Source organism: Pseudomonas sp. FP2254 (assembly GCF_030687695.1).
Taxonomy (GTDB): domain Bacteria; phylum Pseudomonadota; class Gammaproteobacteria; order Pseudomonadales; family Pseudomonadaceae; genus Aquipseudomonas; species Aquipseudomonas quebecensis.
This window is the reverse complement of the sequence record NZ_CP117444.1, coordinates 2,181,395-2,193,074: the sequence shown is the minus strand read 5'-3', so window position 1 is coordinate 2,193,074 and position 11,680 is coordinate 2,181,395. Positions and strand designations below refer to the sequence as shown.

Annotated in this window: 11 protein-coding genes; 7 read left to right on the top strand and 4 right to left on the bottom strand. The window is 60.0% G+C overall.

Going from position 1 to position 11,680, the window contains the following annotated elements; translation table 11 throughout:
• Window positions 1–10 precede the first annotated feature (10 nt).
• Window positions 11–805: an HEXXH motif-containing putative peptide modification protein gene (locus tag PSH94_RS10235; protein WP_305437344.1), complete on the top strand. Its 795-nt coding sequence runs from the start codon at window positions 11–13 to the stop codon at window positions 803–805.
• 388 nt (window positions 806–1,193) lie between these two features.
• On the opposite strand, the gene PSH94_RS10230 is transcribed toward PSH94_RS10235, so the two are convergent.
• A complete protein-coding gene (locus tag PSH94_RS10230; protein WP_305437342.1) occupies window positions 1,194–2,693 on the bottom strand; it encodes a CoA-acylating methylmalonate-semialdehyde dehydrogenase in 1,500 nt (499 codons plus the stop codon).
• A gap of 108 nt (window positions 2,694–2,801) precedes the next feature.
• On the opposite strand from PSH94_RS10230, the gene PSH94_RS10225 reads away from it, so the two are divergent.
• From PSH94_RS10225 to PSH94_RS10210, 4 genes are all read left to right on the top strand, one after another.
• Window positions 2,802–3,740 carry a LysR family transcriptional regulator gene (locus PSH94_RS10225; RefSeq protein WP_305437341.1) on the top strand — a complete coding sequence of 313 codons (939 nt, stop codon included), beginning with the start codon at window positions 2,802–2,804 and terminating at the stop codon, window positions 3,738–3,740.
• A gap of 67 nt (window positions 3,741–3,807) precedes the next feature.
• Window positions 3,808–4,743 carry an ornithine cyclodeaminase family protein gene (locus PSH94_RS10220; RefSeq protein ID WP_181080796.1) on the top strand — a complete coding sequence of 312 codons (936 nt, stop codon included), beginning with the start codon at window positions 3,808–3,810 and terminating at the stop codon, window positions 4,741–4,743.
• On the top strand, window positions 4,740–5,873 hold the full coding sequence (locus PSH94_RS10215) for an FAD-binding oxidoreductase (RefSeq protein ID WP_305437340.1): 1,134 nt from the start codon (window positions 4,740–4,742) through the stop codon (window positions 5,871–5,873). The genes PSH94_RS10220 and PSH94_RS10215 overlap by 4 nt, the downstream gene beginning before the upstream one ends.
• A complete protein-coding gene (locus tag PSH94_RS10210) occupies window positions 5,873–6,499 on the top strand; it encodes a transcriptional regulator (protein ID WP_181080794.1) in 627 nt (208 codons plus the stop codon). The genes PSH94_RS10215 and PSH94_RS10210 overlap by 1 nt, the downstream gene beginning before the upstream one ends.
• A gap of 145 nt (window positions 6,500–6,644) precedes the next feature.
• On the opposite strand, the gene PSH94_RS10205 is transcribed toward PSH94_RS10210, so the two are convergent.
• On the bottom strand, window positions 6,645–7,421 hold the full coding sequence (locus PSH94_RS10205; protein ID WP_305437338.1) for an ABC transporter substrate-binding protein: 777 nt from the start codon (window positions 7,419–7,421) through the stop codon (window positions 6,645–6,647).
• Between the two features lie 199 nt (window positions 7,422–7,620).
• Between PSH94_RS10205 and PSH94_RS10200 the strand changes: the two genes are divergently transcribed.
• A complete protein-coding gene (locus tag PSH94_RS10200; protein ID WP_305437337.1) occupies window positions 7,621–7,911 on the top strand; it encodes a hypothetical protein in 291 nt (96 codons plus the stop codon).
• Between the two features lie 31 nt (window positions 7,912–7,942).
• Here PSH94_RS10200 and PSH94_RS10195 read toward each other — a convergent pair whose 3' ends face one another.
• Window positions 7,943–9,217, bottom strand: coding sequence for a glucarate dehydratase family protein (locus PSH94_RS10195; RefSeq protein WP_305437336.1), 1,275 nt, complete (start codon window positions 9,215–9,217; stop codon window positions 7,943–7,945).
• A complete protein-coding gene (locus tag PSH94_RS10190; protein WP_305437335.1) occupies window positions 9,214–10,605 on the bottom strand; it encodes an MFS transporter in 1,392 nt (463 codons plus the stop codon). Before PSH94_RS10190 ends, PSH94_RS10195 begins: the two co-directional genes overlap by 4 nt.
• Window positions 10,606–10,711: 106 nt before the next feature.
• Between PSH94_RS10190 and PSH94_RS10185 the strand changes: the two genes are divergently transcribed.
• On the top strand, window positions 10,712–11,611 hold the full coding sequence (locus tag PSH94_RS10185; protein ID WP_305437333.1) for a LysR family transcriptional regulator: 900 nt from the start codon (window positions 10,712–10,714) through the stop codon (window positions 11,609–11,611).
• The last annotated feature ends 69 nt before the right edge of the window (window positions 11,612–11,680 follow it).

Sequence of the window (11,680 nt, the reverse complement as noted above, 5' to 3'; positions counted from 1 at the left end):
GGAGCAATCCATGAACGCCATCACAACTCCAAATATAAATATCGCCAAAGAACTATTTTTAAACATCTCAGAACGTTTGTGGAAAAGCTTTGACTATTTACTAAAGAAAAACAGTCTAAACGATACGCCTTTTGCGGCATTAATAAATCAATTTCGAGACTCAAAAAAAGCACCTCCATTTTTCTTTGCCGCTCACCATATTATTTTAAATCATTGTACAAACAGAAATCCCATCTACAACTCTGCAGCATCTGAATTACTTAAAATTAATGCTCACACCAATTACAAAAAACTGTCCATAAACCCATTCTTGAAATCAACTAGCTCTCAAGAGTCAATCTGCCTTAACGCGATATTTTCCGACATTAGACATACTTATGGAAATGATGACTTCTTGCCTATTGCGTTTGACAGTCCCGAGCAGTCCTATCCTACAAAGCTCATGATTGAGTCAGCCATCGACATCATAAAAACCGCCGCACCCTCACTTTATGATGAAATTGAATTTATCATTGAGGAAATAAGAATATTCAGCTCTGGAAACATTAGAGCCGGGTCAAACTTTAATACACTAGGCCTCATCTACATCAGCCAGCAAGAAGAAACAGATGATGTGTCGAGGTATATTGAACATGTCACTCACGAATCAGCTCATAACTTATTGTACGCACACTGGACAATCGATCCAATTTTCAACAATCATTCAGAACAGCTCTATTACACCCCTTTCAGGAATGACAAACGGCCTTTTAAGCGCAATATTTCACGCTATGTTTGTCCTCGCGAGAACGGTATACATCTTTGATCAAATTCATCGTAGCTCACCGCACAGCCTAAACTTCAAAAACATTAAAACAAACTATAATGAACGTGGAAACCCCGCTTCATTCAGAACTAAATTCTTACAGACCGCCAGCATTATTTCGAAAAATGCAAAACTCACGATCTACGGCCAAGAAATTTATAATGGCTGCCTGCAAATGGTTGAAGATTGTGAGTTAGAAATATGAGAAAACCAATCGATACCTAACTGTTGGTAGTTATATTTTAACCCGCGAAACCAGAGTTTTTAGGCTTCCTTTTACTTTTATATAAATAGTTCCTCTCCACCCTTTCCAAGTGAATGACCGTTTTCTTGTATTGGCGATGTGGGAGGCCCCTCCCACATTGGTTCTGCAAAACTCTTCCAACCGTTATTTGGAAACCGGCATCGCAAACTCCGCGCCCTGTTCGATGCTCTCCGACCAGCGCTGCATGATCGACTTCTGCTTGGTGTAAAAGCGCACGCCCTCAGTGCCGTAAGCATGCATGTCGCCGAACAGGCTCTTCTTCCAGCCACCGAAGCCGTGCCAGGCCATCGGCACTGGGATCGGTACGTTGATGCCGACCATGCCCACTTCGATGCGTCGCGCAAATTCGCGAGCGATGTGGCCGTCGCGGGTGAAGCAGCTGACGCCGTTGCCGAACTCGTGGTCGTTGATCAGCTTTACCGCTTCGGCGAAGTCATTCACGCGCACGCAGGCCAGTACCGGGCCGAAGATTTCTTCGCGGTAGATGCTCATCTCTTTGGTCACGTGATCGAACAGTGTCGCGCCGAGCCAGAAGCCGTTTTCCAGGCCCGGTTCGCTGGGCACGTAGTCACGCCCGTCCAGCAGCAACTGTGCGCCGGCCTGCACGCCTTGTTCGATGTAGCCGCTGATGCGTTCCAGGGCGGCGCGAGAGACGATGGGGCCCATCTCGGCTTTAAGGTCGCGGCCATCAGTGATGCGCAGGTGCTTGGCGCGTTCGGTCAGGGCGGCGATGACTTTGTCACCCACATCGCCCACCAGCACCGCCACGGAAATCGCCATGCAGCGTTCGCCGGCGCTGCCATAGGCGGCGCCCATTAAGGCGTCGACGGTTTTTTCGATGTCGGCGTCGGGCATTACCACCATGTGGTTTTTCGCACCGCCCAGGCCCTGCACGCGCTTGCCGTGGCGCGCGCCGGTTTCGTAGATGTACTGCGCAATCGGCGTGGAGCCGACGAAGCTCACGGCCTTGACGTCGGGGTGTTCGATCAGCGCGTCCACCGCTTCCTTGTCGCCCTGTACCACGTTGAACACACCCTTGGGCAGGCCGGCTTCACGCAGCAGCTCGGCCATGAACAACGACGCACTCGGGTCGGTCGGGCTGGGTTTGAGGATGAAGGTGTTGCCCGCCGCGATGGCGATGGGGTACATCCACATCGGCACCATCACCGGGAAGTTGAACGGCGTGACGCCGGCCACAACGCCCAGGGGTTGGCGCATGGTCCAGTTGTCCATGCCCCGGGAAACCTGGTCGGAATGCTCGCCTTTGAGCAGGTTGGGAATGCCGCAGGCGAATTCGAGGATATCGATGCCACGGTCGACCTCGCCCTGGGCGTCGGTGAACACCTTGCCGTGTTCGGCGACGATGATGCGCGCCAGGTCGTCTTTGCGTTCACGCAGCAGGTGCAGGTACTGGAACAGCACGCGGGCGCGGCGGATCGGCGGGGTGTCGGCCCAGCCGGCGAAAGCGGCCTGGGCGGCGGCGACGGCTTCGGACACAGTCTGTTGGCTGGCCAGCGCAACGCGAGCGGTTTTCTCGCCGGTGGCCGGGTTGTAGACATCCTGATAGCGATCATCGCGGGAAACGCGCTGGTCGTTAATGTAGTGCTCGATGGTGCTGGTCATGGCAGTCGATCCCGGTGGGTAGCGTTGGGACACACCTTAGGCTTTCGCTTTGTTTCGAACCAGAGCAGAATCCAGAACTTATTGTCCTTACAGATGAACAATCCAGGCATGGAAAAATCCGAGATCGAAGGCTTGTGGACCCACATACACTGGCTCTCCGTGCTGGAAGAACACGGCACCTACACCGCCGCCGCCGCGCGTCTGGGGGTGAGTAAGTCCGCCGTCAGCCAGCGGATTTCCGACCTGGAAAAAGCCACCGGCACCCGCCTGGTGACGCGCACCACCCGCAGCGTGCGGCTGACCGAGGCCGGGCGATCATTGACCCGCGACGTGCGCAGTGCCTATGAGCAGATCGCTCGCAGCTTTTCGTCGGTGCGCGACGCCGCCGGGGAAATCCGCGGCCTGGTGCGCCTCACCGCGCCGGTGGCGTTTGCCCGCCAGCAATTGGTGCCGCACCTGTCGGGGTTCCTGCAGCAATACCCGCAGGTGCGAATCCAACTGGACGTGTCCGATGCCCTCAGTTCACTCGCCGCCGAGGGCTATGACCTGGCGGTACGTCATGGTTTTCAGGTGCCGGAAACCCATGTGGCCTGGAAACTGTGCGACACCGGATCGGTGCTGGTCGCCACCCAGGATTACCTGCAACGCCACGGCGAACCGCGCGAGCCCGGCGAGCTGTCGGCGCACAACTGCCTGTTCTACCCGCGCGGCAGCGACCAACCGGCCTGGACCTTCGAACGCAACCACAAAAACGTCGAACGCATCACCGTGCCCATCGCCGGCAGCTTCGCCACCAACAATAGCGAAGCCTTGCGCGATGCGGCCCTGCACCACCTGGGCATCGCCCTGCTCCCCGATTTCAGCGCCCACGCCGCGCTGGCCAGCGGCAAACTGGTACAGGTGCTTAAAGGCTGGACGCTCAAGGGCGCGTTTGCCGATGAGATCTATTTGATCCGCCCGTACTCACCCCATGTGCCCAAGTCGGTAAGTGCGTTGGTGGGGTACCTGAAAGACACGTTATCCGGCGGGTTTGTCTTCAAAGACTGACATCTACCCATTGCCAGCCGGAACTAAAAGTCCATAATGGACAAATTAGTTTGCGCCGGAGACATCCATGCTCACCCCTCCTTTTGTGATCGACCAGACCCAGGCCCGCCAACACCTGGACCGCCTCGACGTACCGCAGATCCTGCGGGCGCTGTTCCGCGACCTGGCCGCCGGGCACGCGGTGCAGCCGGCGCAACAGCTCGTAGCATTCCCCCACGGCGCCGGTGACTTCATTAACTACCTCGGTGTGCTGGCCAATGAGGGGGTGTATGGGGTCAAGACTTCGCCCTACATCGTGCGCGAACAAGGGCCACTGGTGACGGCGTGGACGCTGCTGATGTCGATGCACACCGGCCAGCCGTTGCTGCTGTGCGACGCCGCCGAACTGACCACCGCACGCACGGCCGCCACCACGGCGCTGGCGGTGGACGCACTGGCCGCTCCGCAGGCCCAACGCTTGGCGATTATCGGCAGCGGCAAAGTAGCCCAGGCCCATGTGCAGTATGTGAAGAACCTGCGGGACTGGCAGAGCATTCGTGTGTTTTCGCCGAGCGCGGTCACGGCCAATCACGACACCCTCCACTGCCTTGACCCGCGCCTGAGCGTCGCCGCCAGCTGCGAGGCGGCGGTGGACGACGCCGACGTGATCCTGCTGTGCACTTCCTCGGCAGGCCCCGTACTCGACCCGGCGCGCCTGAGTAAGCCGGCGCTGATCACCTCCATCAGCACCAACGCACCGCGCGCCCATGAAGTGCCGCCCCACAGCCTCACGAACATGCAGGTGTTCTGCGACTATCGCCAGACCACCCCCGCCGCGGCCGGTGAAATGTTGATCGCCGCCGAACAGCACGGCTGGCACCCCCGCATGGTGCTCGGCGACCTGCCCGAGCTGCTCAGCGACCTGGCGCCACGCCCGACCTATGATCGCCACGTCTTCTTCCGCTCCATCGGCCTGGGCCTGGAAGACATTGCCCTGGCCAATGCCCTCTGGAGACAGCTATGAACCACGCGGACTACATCATCATCGGCGGCGGCATTGCCGGAGCGTCCACGGGGTTCTGGCTGTCGCCGCACGGCAAGGTGATCGTGCTGGAACGTGAAAGCCACCCGGCCTATCACTCCACCGGGCGTTCGGCGGCGCTCTATACCGCCGCCTACGGCACCCCGCAGGTGCGCGCGCTGACCCTGGCCAGCCGCGACTTTTTCGACCACCCGCCCGCCGGTTTCTGTGAACACCCGTTGCTCACGCCACGGGGCGAAATGACCGTGGACTTCACCGGCGACACGGCCGAATTGAACGCGCAATACCTCAGCGCCAAGGCCACCGTGCCCCAGGTCGTGCAACTGAGCGTCGATGAAGCCTGTGAGATGTTACCGATCCTGCGGCGGGAAAAAGTCCACGGCGCACTCTACGACCCGACCGCCAGCGACATCGACACCGACGCCCTGCACCAAGGCTATCTGCGCGGTATCCGGCGCAACGGCGGCGACGTGCGCACCGACAGCGAGGTGCTAGGCTTGAGTCGCGACAGTGCCGGGCTCTGGCAGGTCAGCACCCAGGACGCCACCTTCACCGCGCCAATCATCATCAACGCCGCTGGCGCCTGGGCCGACCATATCGGCGGACTGGCCGGCGCCGCGTCTATCGGCCTGCAACCCAAGCGCCGCTCGGCATTTATCTTCGCCGGCCCCGAAGGCGTGGACAGCCATGCCTGGCCGATGCTCGTAGCGCTGGACGAAGCCTTTTACATGAAACCCGACGCCGGTATGTTCCTCGGCTCGCCAGCCAATGCCGACCCGGTGCAGGCTCAAGATGTGCAGCCTGAAGAGTTGGATATCGCCATGGGCATCTACCAGATCGAAGAAGCCACCACCTTGAGCATCCGCCGCCCCAACCGCACCTGGGCCGGGCTGCGCAGTTTTGTGCACGATGGCGATCTGCTCAGCGGCTTCGATCCCCAGGTGCCGGGGCTGTTCTGGGTCGCGGCACAAGGCGGTTACGGCATTCAGACCTCACCGGCGATGGGCCAGGCCAGCGCGGCACTGGTGCGCGGAGCACCGCTGCCGCAGGCACTGACCAGCTTCGGGCTGGACGCTGGTATGCTCTCCCCCGCCCGCCTGGAGCCCCATTGATGAATACCGCCGAACACGACAAGGCCCTGCAGAATTTCCGCGCGATTGCCGATGCCATCGCCACGTTGTTTTTCCCACATGCCGAAGTGGTGCTGCATGACTTGCGCACGCAGACCGTCGATTACATCGCCAACAACCTGTCCAAGCGCGCCATCGGCGATGATTCGGCGCTGGAGGACCTGCTCAGCGATGACGTCAGCGAAGTAAATATCGGCCCGTACGAAAAGCTCAACTGGGACGGTCAGAAAATCCGCAGCCTGAGTACCGTGCTGCGTGACACCCAGGATCGTCCGCTGGCGGTGCTGTGCATCAACCTGAACATCTCGCTGTTCGAAAACGCCAAGGCCGCGCTGGACCTGTTCCTGTCGCCGAGCAAACTGATTCCACAGCCGGATGCGCTGTTTCGCGATGACTGGCAGGAGCGTATCAACACCTTCCTCCACGCCTGGATGCGCGAACGCCAACTGAGCCTGAACCTGCTGACCCGTGACCACAAACGCGAACTGGTACTGGCGCTGCATGCCGAAGGCGCGTTCAAGGGCAAGAGTGCCTCGAACTACGTGGCCAATGTGCTGGGCATGGGGCGGGCGACGGTCTACAAGCACTTGAAGGAACTCAAGGGCTGATCGAATGGGGTCACGGGCCTGATTGCAGTAGTGACTGACATTTATCGGGGGCAAGCCCCTCCCACACTTGGAGCAACGGGCATCAGCCATACCCCGTGGAAGGTGGCTTACCTGTGGGAGGGGGCTTGCCCCCGATGGCGCCCTTTCAGTCGCCGTAAATATCCGACTTGAAGTACCGCTGTGAGATTTTCTGATACTCCCCACTGGCGCGAATGCCGTCGATGGCGCTGTTGAGTTCGCTGACCAACGCGCTATTGCCCTTGCGCACCGCGATTCCCGCGCCTTCGCCCACGTATTTCGGGTCTTTGAGTTCCGGACCGACGAAGGCGTAGCCCTTGCCGCGTGGCATCTGCAGGAAATCGTTCAACGGGATGGTGTCGGCAAAGATCGCATCCAGGCGCCCGGCCGCCAGGTCCATGTAGATTTCTTCGTTATTGCCGTAGCGCTTGACGTTGATGCCCTTGGGCTCGAACACCTCGGTGGCGTAACGGTCGGTGGTGGTGGCGCGCTGTACGCCGACGGTCTTGCCCTTGAGGCTGGCGTACTGGTCATCCACCACCGCGCCTTCCTTCATCACCAGACGCGAGGAGGTGAAATAGTATTTGTGGGTGAAGTCCACCGACCTCTTGCGGTCTTCATTGATGGTCATGGACGACAGGGCCATGTCGATTTTCTTCACTTTGAGGGAAGGAATCAGGCCATCGAACTCACCTTCGACCCACACACACTTGACCTTCATCTGCGCGCACAACGCATTGCCGATGTCGTAGTCGAAGCCGACGATCTTGCCCTCTTCGGTCTTGGAGGCGAACGGCGGATAAGCCGCCTCGATGCCGATGCGCAGGGTTTTCTCAGCGGCCAGCAAATGGTTGGCGGCAAGCATGCTCAAGGCCAGGGCGGGGATCAGCAAGCGTTTCTTCATGGGGGTGTCTCGCAGGTTGTTGTTGGTTTGGCAAGAGTGAAGAAAAATGCAACGCAGTTTTTTGTACTTATAAATCCATACTGGACTTTTATGTATATCACGTCAATTACACACCGCTGCGACGTTTCCCCATGCACTATTTTGAACGTTCGCATGCCCCGCTCCCTCAATACTGAAGGACGACCTGGAGGCAAGCGCCATGGCAGCAAACAAGCGTGAAGCGTCGCAACCATCCGATTTGGATGCGCAATTGGCTAGAAACACCGAATTGTTCTTCGAAGCCGACCGCCTGGAACAGGCGGCCTACGACATCATCGGCACCAGCCTGGCGGATGCCGCCGCGTGGCTGCGCTTTACCGAAGCCAAGCAGGTCGCCGACGCCAAGCGCACCGAGGCGTATCAGGACTTGATGCGCATCCGGCGCGCCATGGAGCAGGAGCGTTCGCCGGCGCCAAAATCCGCAGAGCAAAAAAAACCCGCCGGCGCATGACTGCGTCGTCGGGCAAACGAAGCGACCAGCTTCAGTAACGCGGTTTGACGGCCTTCCAATCCGGTTGATAACGCTGCATCTGTTTCACATCGTCGCGCTGACGAATACCGCAGCTCAGATATTGATCATGCAGCTTGCCCAATTGGTCATGGTCCAGTTCCAGGCCCAGCCCCGGAGCGCGGGTGATCTGCACACAACCATCGACAATCGGCACTTTGCCGCCCTTGATCACCTCTTCGTCCGGCGCCTGCCAGGGGTAATGGGTGTCGCACGCGTAGTCCAGATTGGGCACCGCGGCCGCCACATGGGCCATGGCCATCAGGCTGATGCCCAGGTGCGAGTTGGAATGCATCGACACGCCCAGGCCGAAGGTCTGGCACATCTTCGAAAGCACCTGAGTGTCACGCAGGCCGCCCCAATAGTGGTGGTCGGCGAGCACAATCTGCACGCTGTTCAGCGCCACGCTGCGGCGGAACTCATCGAAGTCGGTGACCACCATGTTGGTCGCCAGCGCTAACCCGGTGCGTTTGTGCAGGTCGGCCATACCGTCGAGGCCGGGGGTCGGATCTTCGTAATACTGCAGGTCGTCGCCCAGTAACTCGGCCATGCGTATTGCCGTGTCGAGGGACCAGTTGCCGTTCGGATCGATGCGCAGCGGCACGCCCGGGAAGGCTTTTTTCAGCGCCTTGATACACGCCACTTCATGCTCGGGGTCCAGCGCCCCGGCCTTGAGTTTGATGCTCTTGAAACCATAGGTGTCGATCATGCGCCGCGCCTGCGCGACGATCTGCTGCTCATTGAGCGCCTCGCCCCAGGGGTCGGGTGCGTAGGGTGCACCAACGTGCTCGGCATATTTGAAAAACAGGTAGGCACTGAACGGGATGCGCTCGCGGATCGCCCCGCCCAGCAGGTCCACCAACGGCACGTTCAAGGCGTGGGCCTGGAGGTCGAGCAAGGCCACCTCGAACGCCGAATACGCATTGCTGACTGCTTTGCTGGCATGGGAGCCCGGCGCCAATTCCGCTCCGGGCAGACTCGCCGGCGTATGGGCCGCGACGGTAGCCTGGACGATAGCGCGCAAGCCGTTGAGATTGAACGGGTCGAGGCCGATCAGCTGCGGCTGCATCCGTTGCTGGATCGCCAGTGCCGGCGCATCGCCGTAACTTTCGCCAAGGCCGATGTAGCCGGTGTCACTCTCCACCTCGATGATCGAGCGCAGTGCGAACGGTTCATGGATACCGCTGGCGTTGAGCAACGGCGGGTCGCGAAAAGCAATCGGGGTGACGGTAACGCGGACAATTTTCAAGAGACGGCTCCCTGCAGGCCTGAGCGCATGGCGTGATGATCGGTGGAAGGTTCGGCAACGGCAGGCTTGGCGCTCACCGCGTTAACAGGCGCACCGGAACGCGGCGCGGTGCGTGCAAAAAACACCAGCACCGCCGCCACCAGCGAAGTCGCGGCCAGGCCATACAAGCCGCCCTCGATGGAGCCGGTGGTCTGCTCGAGCAATCCGAACGTGGTGGGCGCGACGAAGCCACCGAGGTTGCCCACCGAATTGATCAAGGCAATCACCGCCGCCGCGATCCGTGCGTCCAGGTAACCCTGGGGGATCGGCCAGAACAGCGCCGAGGCGGCTTTAAAACCAATCGCGGCAAAACAGATGGCGACAAAGGCAAACACCGGCCCGCCGATGGTGGACATGAACATGCCGACCGCCGCGATCACCAGCATCAGCGCAACCCAGGCCTGCTGGTGCTTCCACTTGCTGGCCAGGGAGGCGAAACCGTACATGGCGACGATGGAAATCAACCACGGAATCGAATTGAACAAGCCCACCTGGAAGTCCCCCAGGTCGCCCATTTTTTTGATCATGCTCGGCAGCCAGAACGTGGCACCGTAGATGGTCAGGGCGATCGAGAAGTAGATGAAACAAAACAGCGCGATCTGTTTGTCGGCCAGCAGCTTGAACAGGGATGGACGACTGATCTGGGCGGCTTCACGGGCCTGCTGCTCATGGTCGATGGCGCTGACCAATGCATGCTTTTCCTGCGCGCTGAGCCAGCTCGCCTCGCGGGGATGGGACTGCAGCCAACACCACACGAACCCGCAGAGCACGATGGAGGCAAACCCTTCGATCAGGAACATCCATTGCCAGCCGTGCAGGCTCAGGCCGCTCACGCCCAGCAGCGCGCCCGACACCGGCCCGGAAATCACCGAGGCGATGGCCGAGCCGCTCAAAAAAATCGCCATGGCCTTGCCACGCTCGGCGGCCGGCAGCCACTGGGTGAAGTAATAAATGATGCCGGGAAAAAACCCCGCTTCGGCGGCGCCGAGAACAAAGCGCAGCACGTAGAAACTGGTTTCGCCTTGTACAAAGGCCATGGCCATCGCGGCCGCGCCCCAGGTGAACATGATGCGCGTCAGCCAGGCCCGTGCGCCGTAGCGTTGCAGTAACAGGTTGGAGGGCACTTCGAAAATCGCGTATCCGATAAAAAACAGCCCGGCGCCCAGGCCGTAGGCCGCCGCGCCAATGCCCAGGTCGGTTTCCATGTGGCTGCGCACAAAACCGATATTGACCCGGTCGATATAGTTAACGATGAACATCACCACGAACAGCGGCAGCACGTGACGTTTGACCTTGGCGGCCGCACGCGCGAGCACGGTGGGGTCCGGCGGGTTGTGGAAGGTATCCAAGGGCGACTCCCGATCATTATTTTTGTAGGGACGCCTCGATCATGGACGCCTGGCATTGATCCCGTCTAATCTAACTTGGCATTCGATTGATACCAGGATTAGATCAATGTTTGAGCTGACCCAGCTGCGCTGCTTTACCACCGTGGCCACCGAGCTGAATTTTCGCCGTGCCGCCGAGCGGCTGAACATGACCCAGCCGCCCCTCAGCCGACAGATCCAGTTGCTCGAACATCACCTGGGCGTGGAACTGTTTGCGCGCACTACCCGCAGCGTCGCACTCACCGCCGCCGGCCGGGCGTTTTTTATCGAAGCGCAGAACCTGCTCGAACGCGCCCAGCAGGCGGCCATCACCGCGCGCCGCTTCGCCGAGGGCGATATCGGCACGGTCAATATCAGCTTCGTCGGCAGCGCGGTGTATGAGTTTCTGCCCAAGGTCATTGCCGAAGCGCGGCTCAAGCAGCCTCAGGTCAAGATCGACCTGTCGGAGATGAACACCTACCAGCAATACGAAGCCCTGCGCGCGCGGCGCATCGACCTGGGCATCGTGCGCGCGCCGTTGCTGGAACCGGGCTATGCCACCGAATGCCTGGTGCGCGAGCCCTTTGTGCTGGCGGTGCCGAGTGCGCACCGCCTGGCCGATGCCGAGGCGGTCAGCGTGCAGGACCTGGACGCGCAACCCTTCCTGATGTACGCCCATGCCGCGTACCCGCCGTTCAACGAGCTGCTTACCGGTCTGCTGCGCTCGGCGCGCGTGGCGCCGGACTACGTGCAGTGGCTGGGCTCGTCCCTGACCATTCTGGCGCTGGTCAACGCCGGCATGGGCCTGGCCCTGGTGCCGCGCTGCGCCAGCAGCGTGGTGTTCAAAAACGTGGTGTTCCGCGACATTGACCTGGGCGAAGGAGCGCAGAGCGAACTGCACCTGATCTGGCGTGAAGGCAACGACAACCCAGCCTTCGCCATGCTGCTGGAGGGTATTCGCAACGCCGTGCGGGACGGCTGGGCTTGAGCGCGGCCCGCCTGAACGATCAGGGTGACCGCCGCGCAGTCATCCGATTCTCTCGAATACTTGCCTGAT